The organism is Streptomyces sp. NBC_01363 (assembly GCF_026340595.1).
Classification (GTDB): Bacteria; Actinomycetota; Actinomycetes; order Streptomycetales; family Streptomycetaceae; genus Streptomyces.
Genome location: NZ_JAPEPF010000002.1, coordinates 2,144,885 through 2,162,980, shown reverse-complemented (window position 1 = coordinate 2,162,980; position 18,096 = coordinate 2,144,885). Strand labels below are relative to the sequence as shown.

The following is an 18,096-nucleotide window of genomic DNA, read 5'->3' as shown; positions in this document are numbered from 1 at the left end:
GTTCATGTGCGGCTGTCACCACGCATGGACCACTTGTCGAGCTGGGGCAGCCGGCCCAGCTTCCCGGGGTTCCAGGGCTCGGTGCCCCGGCTCTCGGACGCCGTGAACCCGCGTCCCAGCTCGTCGCAGAGGTACTGGACGACGAAGCGCCCGGTGGACGCGGCGCGGATCAGTCCGCCCATGCCGACCCACTGCCCGGCCATCGAGAATCCACTCAGACCGGGCAGGCGCATACGGTCCTTTCCGACCAGCTTGGCGGCGATGTCGTCGGCCTCGGAGAACGCCTTCCAGGCCAGGATGGAGCCGTCGTGGTTGCCGGTGTAGCGCCGGGTGGTCGCCGGGGACGCGACATCGACCAGCTCGATGCGCTCGCCCACCCCCGGCATCCGGCGTTCCAGGAATCCCCTGACGAAGTCGGCCACTTGGCGCTTCTTCGCGCGGTACTCCTTGCGGTCGGCGGCGCGCAGCGCCTTCCAGTACGCGAAGTCGCTGAAGTAGGTGCAGTGCACGACCGATCTGCCGGGCGGGGCGAATCCGTCCGAGTAGTCGGAGCGCAGCTGGACCACCACACTGCTCTGGAGCGCGCCGGGCAGTTGTACGGCGTCCTCGGGGGTGAGCAGATACGTGGTGCTGTGGGGCCGGCCGGGGCCCAGCTCGCCCCTGACCCCGACGAAGGCGGAGACCACCGCGGGGAACAGGGTGCCGGGGCGGTGCAGCAGTTCGTTGTACAGCTTGTCGATCCGGGGGCCGGTGAACCGGCCCTGCAGAAGTCCGTGGATCGTGGTGTGGCCGTCGCAGGCGGAGACGACGTGGTCGGCGTAGTACCGTCTGCCGTTGCGCAGTTCGATCCCGACGGCGCGCCCGTCCTCGACCAGGATCCGTTCGACGCGTGCCCGATAGCTGATCCGACCGCCGAGCGATGTGTAGCGTTCCTCGATCGACCGGGACAGGCCCAGCGAACCTCCTTGCGGGAAACCGGCGTTGTGGTGGTGGGCACCGGCCATGTTGAACAGGTACGGGAGGAGCGGGAAGCCCTCCGGGTCCTGGAAGAAGATGTTGCGGAACGCCCTGCGCAACAGCGGGTCCTGGAACCGGTCGGCGAATTCGTGCATCGGCGTCGAGGCCGTGCGCCAGAACAGCCGGAACGCGGGCAGGACGGTGCGCAGCAGCGCCGCTCTCTCGCGTACGGTCCGCAGGGCGGGGGCGGTCAGGAACGGGTACAACTCGATGTCGATGAACCGGCGCAGGTCGCGGCAGAACGAGCGGATCAGCCGGGCGTCGGCGGGCGAGACTTCGAGCAGGTGGCGTTCCAGCCGGTCCGGGTCATTGTAGAAGGTCACGGAACGGCCGGTCTCGTCGACGACCCGGTTGAACATCTCGAAGTTGGTGATGGTCTTGCCGTCGAGCGCCCCCAGTTCGCGCCACACCTGGTTGGCCTCGTTGCCGGCGGCCGTGCCGATCAGCCACTCGATGCAGTAGTCGAAGATGTAGCCGTCGCGCGACCAGGCCGTGCAGCAGCCGCCGGGCAGTACGTGTCTCTCGAAGATGCGGGAGCGCATCCCGTTCATCTGCGCGTAGCACCCGGTGGACATTCCCGCGACGCCGGCGCCGATGACGATGACCCGGGGGCCGCCGTCTCCCGCCAGGTCACGGGTGCTCCACTCGTCCTCCGCCTCATCGGACATCGGCGCCGCCGTCCTGGAGGACGCCGCGCACCAGATCGGCGTTGCGGGCCGCGTGCTTGGGGTCGAGCATGTCGGCGTGGATCCCGGAACCGCGCAGCACGGCCGTGGCCGTGATCGAGCTGCCGTGCCAGGTGCCGCGCGCGTCGGCGGCGTAGAGATCCGTCTTCTCCTCGTCGGTGATCACGCTGACGGTCGCGGAGACCGTTCCCAGGTTCGGTGTGCGGCCGCAGAAGGCCAGGTACTCCGCGGCGTGATCGAGGGTTTCGCGGGCGACGGCGTCCGATCCGGTGTGCTTGCGCAGGTGTTCGGCCAGTTCCGCCTCGAAGAACTCGATGTGCTCGGGGCCGGGTACGTACGGTTCGAGGATGCGGTGCGAGTCCAGCACGATCACATGGGCGACGTCGCGTCCCCGGCCTTCGAGTTCCTTGGCCACCTCGAACGCGAGGTTGCCGCCGAGCGAGTAGCCGAGCAGCAGGCATCTACCCTCGGGCCGGTGGGACTCGACGAGGTCGGCGTAGTGGGCCACCTTGTCCGTGCCGGGGACGTAGTTGAAGGCGATCAGCCGGTACTCGGGCAGTTTGGCGGCGAACTCCCGGTAGACGAGTCCGTGGCCGCCCGCCGGCGGGAAGGAGAACACGGTCCGTTCCTGATCGCTGTTGAAGCTGAGGCAGGGCAGGTCGTCGAAGTCCGAGCCGGTGGCGATGCGCTCCAGCGACGCGGCCATCCCGTGCAGGGTCGTCACCCGGTACAGCAGGCTGACGGGGATGCCGACGCCGTACTCCTTGCGCAGCCGGTGGATCAGCTCGATCAGTTTGATGGAGCTGCCGCCGACCTCGAAGAACTCGTGCGTCAGGCCGACCCGCTCCAGTCCGAGCAGTTCCTTCCAGTGCCGGGCCATGCTCACCTCGAACGGTGTGCGCGGCTTCTCCTCGGGCTCGTCGTCCGCGTCGAACCGGGGTGCCGGCAGGGCGGCGGTGTCGACCTTGCCGTTGGCGGTCAGCGGCAGTTCCGGCAGGGTGACGAAGTGCGCCGGAACCATGTACGCGGGCAGCCGGTCCGCGAGGTGCCGGCGCAGGGAGCGCCGGTCCGGTGCCGCCCCTTCGGCGGGTACGCAGTAGGCGCAAAGGACGTCCTCGCCCCGGGCGTCGGGGCGCACCGTGACGACCGCCCGGGTCAGTCCGGGCCACTGGGCGAGGTGTGCCTCGATCTCGCCGAGTTCGATCCGGTGGCCCCGGAGCTTGATCTGGTCGTCGGCCCGGCCCAGCAGATGGACCCGGCCGTCCGCGTCCCAGCGTGCCGCGTCACCGCTGCGGTAGAGGCGTACGGGGCCCGCACCAGGCTCCCGGCTCAGGGTCCGGGTGACGAAGCGCCGGTCCGTCAGCGCGGGGTCGCCCGCGTAGCCGAGCGCGACGCCGTCGCCGCCGATCCACAGCTCGCCCGGCACGCCGGGCGGCACCGGTTCGCCGTGCCGGTCGAGCACATGGAGCGTGCTGTTGCCCAGGGGCCGTCCGATCGGCACCGTCCGCCCGGGTTCCAGGTCGTCGACGGGTCCTTCGAAGCAGGCGCTGTCGATGGTCGCCTCGGTGACCCCGTAAGAGTTGATCAGACGGGTTTCCGGGCCGCACAGTTCCTGCAGCCTCCGGTACTCCCCCACCTTCCACACATCGGATCCGACGACCAGCAGGCGCATGAAGTCCAGTCGCAGTCCCCGGCGTTCGCAGTGGTCCATGAGGCCGCGTACGACGGCGGGCACGAACTCCGCGCAGTCGATGCGCTCCTGGCGCATCGTGGTGTACAGGCGCTCGGTGTCGAAGAGCAGATCGCGGTCGACCAGCACCAGGTTGCCGCCCGAGCAGAGCGCGCGCACGACGTCTCCGGTGAAGACGTCGAACGACGGGGCGGCCATCTGGAGGTGCACCCGGACAACGCGGTCCAGCCGGTACTCCTGGAGCCAGGCTCCGTACGCCGAGGCGAGATTGCGGTGGCTGACCCGCACGGCCTTGGGGAGGCCGGTCGAACCGGAGGTGTGGATGATGTACGCGGGCGCGTCGGGACCAACAGGGTCCTCCGCACCGGAGCCGGTCCCGCTCCGGTCGTCCGCCGCGGGCGCCGCCTCACGCAGTTCCCGCAGCGTCAGCGTCCGGGCCGGCAGCTCCGCCATCCGGTCGCGGCAGGCGTCGTCCTCGGCCACGACGAGGGTGGCGCCCGCGGCGCGTACGGTGTGGGCGACGCGGTCGGCCGGGTGGTCGGCCGGGATCGGGAGATAGGCGCCGCCGGCCTTGAGGACCGCGAGCAGTGCGACGACGAGGTCGGGCGACTTGTCCAGGCAGAGCGCCACCACCGACCCGGCACCGACCCCGAGCCCGCGCAGGCTCCGGGCCAACTCATCCGACCCGCGGTCCAGTTCCGCGTACGTCAGCCGGTGGGCCGGCCCCTGGAACGCCGGAACAGTGACGGCCACCGCGTCCGGGCAGCGGGCAGCGGTCTCACCGATCAGCCGGTGGACCGGGCGGAAGCCGTCCGCCTCGCCGTCCCCCGCCCCCGCGGGCAGGGCGGTGCGCCCGGCACCGCTCCACTCGCCGACCAGTCGCTCGCGCTCCTGGGCGCCGAGCATCTCCAGCCGGGAGACGGGCCGGTCCGCCGGAGCCCGGGTCATGCTGTCGAGCAGTTCGGTGTAGTGCGATGCCATCCGCCGCATGGTCTCCGGCAGGAACAGGTCGGTGTTGTATTTCAGGACGCAGTGGAAACGGCGCTCCGCCTCGTCCTCGTACACCGACAGCGTCACATCGAACTGCCCTTCCTCCTCGGGAAGTTCGATGTAATCGAGCCGATAGCCGTACTTCTCGGTGGCGACCTTGTGGGTGAGCAGGATGAACATGGCCTGGAACACCGCGGAGCGGCTGGGGTCGTGCTGGAGCCCCAGTTCGTCGACCAGCAGGACGAACGGGTACTCCTGGTTGTCCAGGCCGCCCAGCACGGTGGTGCGGACCTCTTGCAGCAGTCGGGCGATCGAGGGGTCGCCGGACAGATCCGCGTGCAGCGGGAGCGGGTTGACGAAGTAGCCGTAGACGGAGGCGAATTCCTGCTCGGTACGGCCGGTCACCGGGCTGCCCACGATGACCTGGTCCTGGCCGGAGTAGCGCTGCAGCAGCACGTAGTAGGCGCTCAGCAGCACCATGAACGGGGTCACGTCGTGCTCGCGCGCCAGGGCATGCACCCGGGCGGTGAGCGCGGTGTCCAGTACGAAGAACTCCGAGGCACCGTTGTGTGTCTGCACGGCGGGACGGGGCTTGTCGACGGGCAGTTCCAGGGTCGGGACCTCGGCCGGCAGGTGCGAGCGCCAGTAGTCGAGCATGCGCGGCGCCGCGGGGCCGGCCAGGAAGCGGTTCTGCGCGTTGAGGAAGTCCAGATAGCGGGCGGTGACGGGCGGCAGCGAGGGGGCCTTGCCCTGGCGCAGCCCCTCGTACACCGCCAGGAGCTCCTCGATGAAGGTGAACGTCGAGATCGCGTCGGAGACGATGTGGTGCACCGCCTTCATGATCACCCAGCGGTCGTCGGCGCGCTTGAAGAGGCGGAACCGGAACAGCGGGTCGTGCTCCAGGTCGTACGGCCTGCGGTACTCGGCCACGATCGTGCGGTGGATGTCCTCCCACTCCTGGTCCTGCACGTCGAACAGCTCGACGTCCGCGCTCGCCTCCGGCGACACCTGTTGCAGCGGGACGCCGTCCACCGTGAGGAAGTTGGTACGCAGGGCGGGGTGCCGTGCCACCAGATGGCGGACGGCCTCGAACATGAGGTCGGGATCGAGTGCGACCCGGACCTCGACCGCGCCGCCGATGTTGTACGCGTAGCCCTCGGGATTGAGCTGCCTGAGGAACCACAGGGCTTTCTGGTTCTGAGTCAGCGGGTGACGGAGTTCGTCCTCGAACACCTCCACCGCGGCCGTTTCGGTACCGCCGGCCTCGTGGGCGGCCAACTCGGCCAGGGCATCGTGGAGTTGGGTGATCAGCTCGACGACGGGCGTTCCGCTGAGCAGCGCCACCACGGGTGGCGCGACGCCGAGCTCGGAGCTGATCCGGGCGCGCAGCTCCATCGCCAGGAGCGAGTCGAGTCCCAGCGCGTTGAGTCCCGCCTGCGGATCGATCCGGTCGGGGCCTGTCCGCAGCACCGAGGCGGTCAGCGTGATGAATCGCCCGGTCACCAGGGACAGACGTTCCGCCGGGTCAGCGTCGCGGAAGGTGTCGAGGATGCCCTCGCCCGGCCCGGTGGCCGTTCCGGCGGGGGCCGCCGCCGCCAGATCGGTGACCAGTGAGGGCGGTGATGCGTACCAGGCCAGGAAGACCGGCCAGTCGACGACCGTGGCGACGAGCAGCTGGGCGCGGTCCTGGCCGATGACGCGTTCCAGCACGGCCATGCCGACGTCCGGTGCGAGCGAACTCATCCCTCGGTTGTGCAGGTAGTGGTCGACGAGTCCCAGCTCTTCGATCATGCCGGTGGCCCACGGGCCCCAGTCCACGCTCAGTCCCGGCAGCCCGAGTGCCCGGCGGTGCTGGGCCAGCGCGTCCAGGAACGCGTTGCCCGCGGCGTAGTTGGTCTGGCCCGCGGTGGTCAGCAGAGAGGCGATCGAGGCGAACAGGACGAAGTGGTCCAGCGGTTCGTCCCGAAGGTGGCGGTGCAGCAGGTAGGCACCGATGGCCTTGGGATCGTGGGCCTCGGCGAACGTCCGACGGTCCATGTCCTCGACGAGTGTGTCGCGGACCTGACCGGCGAGATGGAACACACCTCGGACGGGCAGCGGATCGGTGCGCCGGTGAGCATCCAGCCAGGACGTGAACGCGGCTTCGTCGGTGATGTCGAGCGGTGCCAGGACAACCCGTGCCCCGAGCGCCTCCAGCTCCTTGACGAAGGCGGTGGCACGGCCTTCGGCGCTGCCGGGGTCCAGGTCCCGCCAGGCGGAGCGCTCCGGCAGTGCGGTGCGTCCGATCAGGATCAGGCTGCGCGCCCCACGGCGGACGAGCGTGCGGCAGAGCAGTCGGCCGAGCGCTCCGAAGGCGCCGGTGACCAGGTAGTTCGCATCGGTGCGAAGGCGCAGCGGAAGGGGGTGCGTCAGCTGTTCGGCCTGCCGGATCCGGCTGGTGAGGCGAGCCGCGCCACGCAGCGCGATCTCCTCCTCGTCGTCGGTCAGGAGCTCTCGCAGAAGCGCCCGTGCCTCGGCCCGGCGTCCCTCGTCGCTCCGCGCGCCGGGGTCCAGGTCGATCAGCTTGCCGGGGTGGGAGAGCAGCTCCTGGTGCCTGAGCACCCGGCCGACTCCCCACGCGGGCGCTCCCAGCGGCTCGACGGTCTCGCCCGGCTCGACGTTCTGCGCGCCGCGGGTCACGATGTGCAGCCGACCGGCCGACTCGCGGCGGAGCAGCGTCCGGGCGAGGGCGATCAGCGAGTAGGCCCCGGTGCCGCTGTGCCGTGCGAGGTCCTGCGGTGAGGCGTCGGCGATGTGGGGCAGGTCGAGGTTCCACAGATGCACGATGGGGCCGACGGGTCCCCCGCCACCGTCTGCGCCGTCCCTGTCCTCGTCCAGGTCGGCGAAGAGCCGCTCCAGGTCCGTGACGGACCCCGGTTCGACCGTGAACCCGCTGCCTTCGCCGCCTTTTCGGTACGTGTCACCCGGGCGCACCAGGTGGCAGCGCTCGCCGCGTGCGGCGAGCAGTTCGCTCAGGGCGTCGCCGACGCCCTGGTGGTCCGCGAACACCAACCAGTCGCCGCCGGTGGACACGGGGCTTGGGGAGTCGGGGCCGACTCCGCCCTCGTCCGCGGCGGGATCGAAGGGGCTGTCGATCCACACGGTCTCGGCCAGCCAGGAGTCGATCGTGCCGAGCCCGACCGTGGTTGACGCCTTCTCCACGTCGGCTGCGCGGAAGCCATGGATGCCGCCGAGGGGCTCACCGCCGTCCGCGTACACGGCCATGTCCCCGACGAGCTCGTCCGCGTCGCCGCGGGTCACCGTCGCGTGCACCCAGATCGGCCGGTCTCCCACCGGGGCGAGGCACAGCTCGTCGATCGACAGGGGCAGGCGGATCCCGGAGTTCTGCCGTTCCGATTCGTCCGTGCCGTAGGGGCCGGCTTCGGTCTCGGTTTCGTTTTTGTTTTCGGGCAGCTGTGTCGTCAGCAGCGACTGGAAGCAGGCATCGAGCAGCACGGGATGGATGTGGTGTCCGGCCGCGTCGTCGCCGATCGCCGCAGGCGGACGGAGTCGGGCGAGGACCTCTCCGGAACCGATCCACACCTCTTCGATGGCCCGGAACGCGGGCCCGTAGTGGTAGCCCAGGGCGGCGAGCGCCGCGTAACAGTCCTCGCCGTCCAGCCGTCGCAGGGCGCACGCCCGGAGGGCTTCGGTGTCGGCGGGGCGCCCGGCCGGGCGCGGCTGCCCCGAGCGCACGACGCCGCTGGCGTGCACCGCCCGGCCGCCCTCCTCCTGCCCCGCCGACGCGATGGTGAACGCCGCGTTCTGCGAGGAGAGGGTCAGGCGAACGGCCCGGTCCTCGCCCTCGGGCAGGAACAGCGCCTTGCGGAACTCGATGTCCGTCAGCACGACATGGGTGCCGCCGGTCAGGGAGCGGACCGCCTGCGTGGCCATCTCCAGGTACCCCGCTGCCGGGAAGACCACTGTGGACTGGATGCGGTGGTCCTCGAGGTAGGGCAGCCGCTCGGTGTCCAGCGTGGTGTGCCAGGTCGGCTCGGTGTCCACGGTGCGGCGGCCCAGCAGAGGATGGTCGGCGCGGCCGAGGCGGACCTGGGCGACGGGTGCGGGCTCCGTCCAGTAGCGGTCGCGCCGCCACGGGTAGCGGGGCAGGACCACCGGTCTGCCCGCCGGGTGCAGGGTGTCCCAGTCGATCGGGACGCCGAGGTTGTGCAGCTCCGCCAGCGAGGCGGCGAAGCGCTCCGGTTCGTTCTCCTGGCGGCGGATCGACGGAAGGGTCCGTGCGGCCGTCGCCTTGCCTTCGAGGCACTCGCGGATGGAGTGACCGAGCACCGGGTGCGGGCCGATTTCCAGGAAGAGTCCGTACCCGTCGTCGGCGAGCCGGTCGACGGCGGAGCGGAACCGGACCCGGTGGCGGACGTTCTTCCACCAGTAGTCCGCGTCCAGCTCGCTGCCGTGCGCCGTACCTTCCTGCCCGGTCAGGTACACCGGAACCTTCGCCGCCCGGGGATCGAGACCGTCCAGCGAGGCCAGCAGTTCGTCCTTGATCGCCTCCATGCCCACGCTGTGGTACGGAACCTGCACCGTGAGGAACTTGGCGAAGATCTGCTCGGAGCGCAGCCCGTCCGCCAGCTCGGCCAGTGCCTCGCGGTCGCCGGCCAGTGTGACCGCCGAGGGGCTGTTGACCGCGGCCACGGACACCCGGTCCCCGAACGCGGCCACCCGGTACTGCGCCTCCTCCTCGGGCAGGCTCACGGCGAGCATGGTGCCGGTGCCGGTCAGCTTCTGCTGGAGCCGGCTGCGGTGCACCACCACGCTCACCGCGTCCTCCAGGGTGTAGACCCCTGCCTCGTAGAAGGCGGCGACCTCCCCGGTGCTGTGACCGACCACGGCGTCGGGCCGCACACCGTACTGGCGCCACATCGCCGCGAGGCCCACCTGGACGGCGAAGTTGGCCGGCTGTGCGAGCCATGTCTCGCCCATGCGCGATCCGGCTTCGTCGGCCCTCATCTCCTCGATCACGGACCAGCCCGCGATCGAGCGGATGGCCCGGTCGCAGCGGGTGACCGCGTCCCGGAACACCTCGTCTCCCTCCAGCAACTGGCGGCCCATCCCCCACCACTGCGGCCCCATGCCGGTGAAGACCCAGACCAGCCCGCGCTGTTCGGCTTCGAGCTGCCTGCCGTGGACGACTCCCGGATGCGGTTCACCGCGCTGGAAGGCGGCGAGTGCCTCGTCCAGTCCGGCCCGCGAGGAGTACACGACGGAGAGCCGCGACTCCAGGTGCTGACGACGGTGGGCCAGTGTGTGGCCGAGGTCGGGCAGCGACACCCCCGGGCCGTGGACACCTGCCAGCTCGCGGCGGATGCCGGCCGCCAGCTCCGGCAGGGCTTCCGGGACATGGGCGGTCAACGGGAGGAGATTCCAGGCTCGTTCGCCCGGCGCGGCCGGTGGTACGTCCCTGTCCGGTGCCTGTTCCAGCACGATGTGCGCGTTGGTTCCACCGAATCCGAACGAGTTCACCCCGGCCCGTGCGGGTCCCTCGTGTCCGGGCCATGCGGTCGGCTCGGTCGGGATGCGGTACGGGGAGGAGCTCTGGTCGATGGCGGTGTTGAGCTGCTCCAGGTTGATGTGGGGCGGGATGAGGCGGTGTTTGAGGCAGAGCACGGTCTTGATCAGGCCGGCGATGCCCGCCGCCGCTTCGGTGTGCCCGATGTTCGTCTTGACCGAGCCCACGTAGCAGGGCGCGTCCGGTCGGCGGCCCACGGCCAGCGCCCGGCTGAGTGCGTTCGCCTCGATCGGGTCGCCGACGGGCGTGGAGGTGCCGTGCGCCTCCACGTACTGAAGGTCGCCGGGCGTGATGCCGGCCTCGCCGCACACGCGCCGGATGAGGGAGACCTGGGCATCCGCGTTGGGCACGGTGATGCCGTTGGTCCGGCCGTCCTGGTTGACCCCCGCGCCGAGGATCACCGCGTGGATGGGGTCGCCGTCGCGCAGGGCGTCGTCCAGTCGCTTGAGCGCGACCAGACCGACGCCCTCGGCCCGTACGTAGCCATTGGCCGCGGCGTCGAAGGCGCGTGAACGGCCGTCGGGCGAAAGGAAACCGCCCTTCGTCTCGGCGATGGTGTACTGCGGCGCCATGTGCAGCAGGACGCCACCGGCCAGCGCGAGATCGGTCTCCCGGTTGTTGAGGCTCTGGCAGGCGAGGTGCACCGCCACCAGGGAGGAGCTGCACGCGGTGTCGATCGACAGGCTCGGTCCGCGGAAGTCGAAGCAGTACGAGAGACGGTTCGAGACCATCGTCATCATGGTGCCGGTCGCGGTGTGGGCGGCGAGTGACGAGAAGCCCAGGTCGGAGAATTGAAGGATCTTGTAGTCCAGCGTGAACGCGCCGACGAACACGGCGGTGTTGCTGCCGGCGAGCTCCGCGGGCCGCTGGCCGCCGTCCTCCAGTGCCTCCCAGGCGACCTCCAGCAGTTTGCGCTGCTGAGGGTCCATGTGGTCGGCCTCGCGCGGGCTGATCCCGAAGAAGGCCGGGTCGAACTCGTCGAAACCGTCGATGTATCCCCCGCGACCGCCGATCAGGCGTCCGGGTTTCTCCTTGTGTCTGCTGCCGAGGCTGCCGACGTCGTAGCGATCGGCCGGTGTCGGTGTGATGCAGTCCTTGCCCTCCATGAGATTCTGCCAGTAAGCGCGATGGTCCGACGCACCGCCGGGCAGTCGGCACCCCATGCCGATGATCGCTACTTTTTCGCTCACAGAGGCACTGTTCACGTCGGGCAAGGCTGTACTCCTAGATCGTGGCGCCGCGGCACGGCATGGAAGGGCAGTTCAGGCAGAACCGGTCCCGGGCCCCTTCGCACGGCGCAAGGGGTGGAGAAGGCTGGAAACGATCTCCCCCGTACGGGGGAAGGACGCGGGATCGCCCAGGCCGACCGCGACCGGTTCGCGGCCGGGCCGCCAGGTGTAACTGCCGAAGAAGTGGTCCCAGATCGACAGGTCCGAGCCGTAGTGGCCCGCCTCGGACAGATCGGTGCTGTGATGCAGGCGGTGCTGTTCGGGGCTGGCGAGCACATGATTGAGCCGCCCGATGCGCACGTCGATGTTGGCGTGGACGAAATAGCCCTGGGCAGCCACGAAAAGGCCCGCCACGAACACGGAGTCGCGGGAGAATCCGACCAGCACCAGAGCCAGCTGAACGGTTCCCTGCGCGAGAACGATATCGAGGACGTGGTTGACACCGTTATTGGCGACGTTGACCTTTTCCGGCACATGGTGCACACCATGCAGTCGCCACAATATCGCGTTGGTATGACCGAGCCGGTGCACCAGATAACTGGCCAACGAACCGGTCAGCAACGCCGCGGGGATTTCCGTCCAGAGATTGAGCGTCGACTCGTTCGGCGACACCACGGAGACGACCGTGGAAACCAGATATTGCGCAAAGGCGCTGGCCACCATCGTCAACAGGAAATAGACCCCGTACCAACGCCACTCACCGGCGTTCGGGTGCCAGGCCCACCGGTGCGGAATCACACGTTCGAGCACGGTGAGATAAGCGATGACGCCAAGCAGGAAGAGCGGGCTCACACGGTCGGGATCCCAATCGAGACACAACGCCGCAGCGGCCACCGAAACCGTGCTCGCCAGCAGAAATGGGTACGCCGACACACGCAGGACAGCGCGCACGGACGGCACCGGCACCACTTTTCCCCGGACCCGACCGGAATTCACCTCCGGATCACCGCCGGGCAGCGGTTCACAACTTTCCACTCACAGCACCCTTACGAAAGGAACCAGCACGGAGCAGTGCACAGAAGGGTGCACGGACCGCGAAAGAGAAACTGAATACTAACCGCGGACGCGCGTGACCGGCACACCGGACGTCACCTGTCACGCGCGAGGAAGATGGGCTGAAGTGTGATGCGAGCCGCCTCATGGGCCCCGCGAACCCCAGTGCCGTCACCGGGGGCCGCCCTACTTATTTTTCCCCGATCGACTACCTCAACCGTCGAATTCAAGCCTCGTGGCGATACGCTGCGGCGAGCATGGCGAGAACCGCGGGTGACACCCCGACCATTCAGGCCGCCATGAATATGATTTACCAGTAGTACCAATAAGCTTTTTCGATTTTTCGAGCATGTGCTCCCGGATCGACAGGAACACCTGTGCAACGGACCTCGCCCTCACGCCCCTTGCTGACCAGCACGGCGACCACAGCGGCGCTGCTTGTCGGAGTGGCGGCCGCCCCGCCCTCCACGGCTGCGACGAGTCCCGGCGGTTCGGCCCGGCGACCTCCCCTGTTCCCCGTGGCCGAGCTCTCCGCCCGGCGCATCGCCACCGGTGACCTGGTCGCCGCGGCCAAGTGGGGCACCGGAAGCCCGGTCGACGACCCCGCCAGGGAACAGCGGGTACTGGACTCCGTGACCGAGCAGGCCAGGAGGCTCGGAGCGGACCCGCGGCTGACGAGGCTGGTCTTCCGGGACCAGATCGAGGCGAACAAGGCGGTGCAGCGCGGGTTGCACCGGCTGTGGCGGGACCGGCCGTCCGAGGCACCCACCGAGCGTCCTGGCCTCGACGAAGTGCGCAAAGAGGTCGACCACCTCAACGAGGCGCTCGTCCGGGCCGTCGCCGACGCGGCACCGTACCGCCGCTCCGCTCCACTGTGCCGCGTCGCGCTGACCGCCTCGGCGGAACGTGTGAGCCACGGGCGGCGCCTCGACGAACTGCACACGGCCGCGCTGGCCGACTCCTTGGCGTCCGTCTGCGGAGCGTCCACCGACGCGCCGGACAAGCGAGGGGCCTGAAGTACCCGGCGAGCAAAGGGCGTTGGCGGCGGCCGGTCCGCACGTCGGCGGATTGGCGCGGCCGGGCACAAGCCACCAGAGCCGGTCCTGCGATGTGATCGCAGCCGGGCGCTCAAGCCACCAGAGCCGGTCCTGCGGTGCGATCGCAGCCGGGCGCTCAAGCCATCAGAGGCCGGTCCTGTGGTGCGATCGGGGCCGGAAGCACTGTGGAGCCGGTCAGGTAGCGGTCCGTCGCGGCAGCGGCGGACCGCCCCTCCGCGATGGCCCACACCACGAGGGACTGGCCGCGCCCCGCGTCACCGGCGATGAAGATCCCGTCCGTGCGGGTACGGGCCGCCCGCCCGGACGGCTCCGTCGTCTCGGCCCCGAAGCCCGCGTTCCGGGCGAAGTTGCCCCGGTCGTCCAGCGTGAGCCCGAGCTGCCGCACCAGCCCCGTGCCGTGTTCGGGGCCGTAGAAACCGAGGGCGAGCAGCACCAGATCCGCCGGAATCCCCCGCTCGGTCCCCGGGCGCGGCCTTCTGGCCTCGGGTTCCACTTCCGCGAGGCGCAACGCGTGCACCCGCCCGGACCGGTCGCCCTCGAAGCGGAGGGTGGCCGAGGAGAAGAGCCTCGGATCGGCGCCCTTCCGCCCCCGCGCCTCCTCATGGGCGTGGGATATCCGGTAGACCTTCGGATACGTGGGCCAGGGCTCGTTGTCCCGCCGGGTGTCGCCGGGCTCCGGATTGATGTCCAGCTGCACCACGGAGGCGGCCCCCTGGCGCAGTGCGGTCCCCATACAGTCCGAGCCGGTGTCCCCTCCCCCGATGATCACCACGTGCCGGCCCTCGGCAGTGACGGCAGGCGCGTCGCAGTCGCCCTCGGTCACCCGGTTGGCCAGGGTCAGATAGTCCATGGCCTGATGGATGCCGCACAGCTCGCGGCCGGGGACGGGCAGCTCCCGTTGGCCTCGCGCACCGACGGCGACGACGACCGCGTCGTGTCGCTCGGCGAGCTCGGCGGCGTCGAGGTCGCCGCCTATGTCCACCCCCGTGCGGAATTTGGTTCCCTCCGCCCGCATCTGCTCGATGCGGCGGTCCAGGTGGCGTTTCTCCATCTTGAACTCCGGGATGCCGTAGCGCAGCAATCCGCCGATCCGGTCGGCACGCTCGTAGACGGCGACGGTATGGCCGATTCTCGTGAGCTGCTGCGCCGCGGCCAGACCCGCCGGCCCGGAGCCGATGACGGCGACGGTCTTCCCGCTGAGGCGCTCCGGCGGTCGCGGTGACGCGTACCCGCGTTCCCAGATCTGGTCGGCGATGGCCTGCTCGACGTTCTTTATGGTCACCGGGTCGGCGTTGATGGTCAGTACGCAGGCGTCCTCGCACGGGGCCGGGCACAGTCGCCCGGTGAATTCCGGGAAGTTGTTCGTCGCGTGCAGCCGCTCGGCCGCGGCCCGCCAGTCCGACCGCCTCGCGTAGGTGTTCCACTCGGGGATGAGATTTCCCAGCGGGCAGCCGCTGTGGCAGAACGGGATGCCGCAGTCCATGCAGCGCCCGGCCTGCTCGGACACGAGGGGTAGCCGCGCCTGTCCCGCGTAGACCTCGTTCCAGTCGCTCAGCCGTTCCTCGACGGGGCGTGCCGGGACGGGTCGGCGGGGGAATTTGAGGAAGCCGTGTGGGTCGGTCATGGGCCGCCTCGATCGCTCATTCGCGGCGTACAGGCGTTTTTGCCAGCCTACGCCTGCTTTGTCCACCAGCCACCATGCCGACGACACCCCTTCGGTCCGATCGGAAGGGTTACCGACAGGTCACCCGGCGGTGCATTGCTGGTATGGACATGACCAATTGCCCTGGCTAGTCTCGAAATTGGTCTAGACCTAGTGGGGTGGAGTGCGCCCTCCCCACTCGTTCGCAGCGCCCCCACACCTCCCTCAGGAGCGAAGCATGCGCAGCAGGATCACCTCGTTCGTTCTCGGCCTCGGAATCGCCGGAGCCTCCCTCCTCGTCACCACCGGCAGCGCCCAGAGCCACGGCTACACCGATGCTCCCGTCAGCCGTCAGCAGCTCTGCGGCGACGGTACTGTGCGCAATTGCGGCCAGATCCAGTGGGAGCCGCCGAGCGTCGAGGGCCCGAAGGGTTTCCCCGCCCGCGGCCCGGTCGACGGCACGATCTGCGCCGGCGGCAACGACCGGTTCTCCGAGCTCGACGACCCGCGCGGCGGCGCCTGGCCCGCGACGCAGGTCACCGGTGGGCAGAGCTACACCTTCCGCTGGCGCATCACGGCCCGGCACGCCACGACCGACTTCCGCTACTACATCACCAAGGACGGGTACGACCCCGCCAAGCCCCTCACCCGGGCCGACCTGGAGCCGCAGCCCTTCCTGACCGCGCCCTTCGGCGGCCGCCTGCCGGCATCCACCGTGACCCATGCCGGGGTCCTGCCGCAGAAGTCGGGCAAGCACCTGATCCTCGGCGTCTGGACGATCGCCGACACCGGCAACGCGTTCCACGCCTGCTCGGATGTCACCTTCTGAACCGGGTCCGCATCCCGTACGACTTCCGCTGCCCGGGGCGGTGGGCCCACCACCCCGGGTGGCGGAGCTCGTCCTGTCCGATCAGGGCCTCGGTGATCTGGCGGGCGGTCTGCGCGGCGACCCGGGGGTTGCCTGCGGCGTACGAGGTGCCACAGCCCGGTCATGGCCGCAGCGTCGAACGTGCCGTCGACCTCCGCGATGGCGGCCCGCGGCGCACGGTCCCGGTCGGCCAGTGACCGTACGGTCAGGCCCTCGTGGTCCTCACCGGGCGCGGCGCGCTGAAGGGCGGCCAGGAACCCCGCCAGCTCGACCACCGGCACCGGGACGGCCGACGGTAGGCCCGGGGCGAGGCGGGGCAGCCACTCGGATTCCTTCCGGGCCTACCGGGCGGCCCCGGAATGGCGGGGCAGCCGGACGGACAGTTCCTCACCGAGCCGGTGGATCACATGGTCCGATCCGGCCGGGTCGAGCTGCTTCAGCGGCAGCCCCGCGCACTGGGGGCACTGTGTGTCGACCAGGCGTCCGACGAGTGCGGTATCGATAGCGGGGCGGACGTTCACCGATCGCTCGACGGTCAAGAACCGGCTCCTGCCTCCGGCCCGCTCCGTACGGCGGGCGAGTACCGGCCATCACAGCGTGCCCGGCACTCGCCCGTCCACCCGTTTCCCGACCGGCGTCGCTACGGCGTTGCCGCTGCGACGCCGGTGACGGGGCCCTCGACGAACACCGGTGACGGACCGGCCTCCAGAGCGAAGCGGCCGTCCGTCGGTTGCCCGACGGAGCGTCGGCCCCAGGAGTCGACCAGGGTGACCGGGCCGGTCGCCGACACCGTGAGGTTGCGGGCTGTGGTGGCCCACACCACGCGGGTCGTGCCGCCGCCGGTGAAGCGGACGGAGTAGGCCGGTGCGGTCAGGCCGTCGTTCCCCTCGTAGGTCTTGCCGCCGAGCATCCGGGCCACCACGGCCTGGGCGACCGCGGCCGGTTTGGGCGCGTTGGCTGTGACCGAGACCGGGTTCGCGGTGGTGGCGGTCACGGGCTGCCGGAGCATGCCGAAGTTGTGTTCCTTGTTGGCGGGGTCGCTGCCGTCGTCGACCAGGTCGTACCAGTAGACCCGGGTCACACCATTGGCCAGGCCGATGGCGTAGAGCCGGATCAGATTGTCGGCCTGCTGGCGCTCGGTGGTGCCGTGACCGGTGTCGGTGGGCCAGCCCATCTCGCTGAGAATGATCGGCTTGTCCTTGCCGTCGTTGGCTGCGCGGATCCGCTGCCGCAGGCCGGCGATGGTGTCGCCGGAGCTGCCCAGCCACTCCGGTCCGCCCGGGTAGTGGTAGGGGTGGACACTGTACGCGTCCATCGCTTTCAGTCCACCGCGGTCGATCAGGTCCGGCGCGAAGCACTTGGTGCCGTCTGCGCGCACGCAGTTGCCGATGCCGATGGTGGCCGGGCCGACGACCGAGACGCCCGGGTCCGCGGCCTTCACGGCCTGGTGGACCCCTTTGAGCACCTCCAGGTAGCAGGCGGCGCTCGTCCCGCAGGCGCTGTTGTTGAAGGTGCCGCCGTTGTACTCGTTGAGCACCTCGACGTTGCTCCGGTCGTACTGCTTCAGCACCGCCGCGGCGAACTTCCCGAAGGCCGCGACGCCTTCGGGGCTGCTCGGCGTATGACCCTTGTCGTACAGGGGGTTGGCGCCGTTCGCGATGATGAGCGGGGTGATGCCCAGCGCGCGGGCGCGTGCCATTTCGGTGGAGAAGGCGGCCGGGAAGGCGTAACTGCCCTTCGCGGTCTCGAACCGGTCCCACCAGGCGTCCTCGCGGATGTGCGCGATGCCTGTCTTCCGTGCCTCGTCCAGCACATCGAGGCCCCAGCCGGCGCGTCCGATGTGCACGGCGGCGCCGAACGGCGAGGCCGGGGCGATCACACTGTCCGGCACCGGTTCGATGACGGCGAACGAGGTGCGCAGGTCGGTCGGGTCGGTGGAGGAGCCCGCGTGCAGGGTGAGTTCGAAGTAGCCGGGGGCGAGGTCGGCGACGGGGATCGTGGCCTTCCCGCCGGAGAGCCAGCTGGTGCCGCCGCGCACCCGGGTGCCCTGCTCATCGGTGACCGTCCAGGAGACCGAGGCCGCCGAGGAGCCGAACTCCACGGCACCCTGGCCCCGTTGGAAGATCAGGCTCGGTGAGGTGACCGACAGGGTGTGCGTCGCGGCGGGGGCGGACGGGGGGAGGGCCACGATCAGGGTCAGTGCGAGGGCCGGCGCGAGAGCGAGAACCGGCACGCGGGCAAAAGGTGAGCGCCGTCGTAGACCTGCCCGGTCGCGGCGCCGGGAGCCGGCCGCTTCGCCCGTGCCGATGGAGGTGTTGGTCATGGTGGTTTCGCCCTCTCGCTGCTGATTCGACGTG

At 70.0% G+C, this 18,096-nt stretch carries 7 protein-coding genes and 1 pseudogene; 2 read left to right on the top strand and 6 right to left on the bottom strand.

What is annotated here, in order from left to right; genetic code table 11:
• Positions 1–2 precede the first annotated feature (2 nt).
• From OG611_RS37485 to OG611_RS37475, 3 genes are read right to left on the bottom strand one after another with little or no spacing between them, the layout of a single operon-like run.
• Positions 3–1,685 carry an NAD(P)/FAD-dependent oxidoreductase gene (locus OG611_RS37485; RefSeq protein WP_266430725.1) on the bottom strand — a complete coding sequence of 561 codons (1,683 nt, stop codon included), beginning with the start codon at positions 1,683–1,685 and terminating at the stop codon, positions 3–5.
• Entirely contained in the window at positions 1,675–11,163 is a 9,489-nt protein-coding gene (locus OG611_RS37480; protein WP_266430724.1) for a non-ribosomal peptide synthetase/type I polyketide synthase, read from the bottom strand. Before OG611_RS37480 ends, OG611_RS37485 begins: the two co-directional genes overlap by 11 nt.
• Positions 11,164–11,211: 48 nt before the next feature.
• Entirely contained in the window at positions 11,212–12,087 is an 876-nt protein-coding gene (locus tag OG611_RS37475; RefSeq protein WP_266431430.1) for a sterol desaturase family protein, read from the bottom strand.
• Between the two features lie 602 nt (positions 12,088–12,689).
• Between OG611_RS37475 and aroQ the strand changes: the two genes are divergently transcribed.
• Complete coding sequence (aroQ, locus tag OG611_RS37470; RefSeq protein ID WP_323180322.1) at positions 12,690–13,187, top strand: gamma subclass chorismate mutase AroQ; 498 nt, start codon at positions 12,690–12,692, stop codon at positions 13,185–13,187.
• A 157-nt stretch (positions 13,188–13,344) separates the two neighbouring features.
• Here the strand turns inward: aroQ and OG611_RS37465 are convergent, their stop codons facing one another.
• Positions 13,345–14,853: a glutamate synthase subunit beta gene (locus OG611_RS37465; RefSeq protein WP_266430720.1), complete on the bottom strand. Its 1,509-nt coding sequence runs from the start codon at positions 14,851–14,853 to the stop codon at positions 13,345–13,347.
• Positions 14,854–15,109: 256 nt separating this feature from the next.
• On the opposite strand from OG611_RS37465, the gene OG611_RS37460 reads away from it, so the two are divergent.
• Entirely contained in the window at positions 15,110–15,700 is a 591-nt protein-coding gene (locus OG611_RS37460) for a lytic polysaccharide monooxygenase (protein ID WP_266430718.1), read from the top strand.
• Positions 15,701–15,849: 149 nt separating this feature from the next.
• Here the strand turns inward: OG611_RS37460 and OG611_RS37455 are convergent.
• Positions 15,850–16,278 (bottom strand): annotated as a pseudogene (locus OG611_RS37455) (phosphotransferase); the annotation flags it as partial.
• Positions 16,279–16,379: 101 nt separating this feature from the next.
• Complete coding sequence (locus OG611_RS37450) at positions 16,380–18,062, bottom strand: hypothetical protein (RefSeq protein WP_266430716.1); 1,683 nt, start codon at positions 18,060–18,062, stop codon at positions 16,380–16,382.
• Positions 18,063–18,096: the final 34 nt, after the last annotated feature.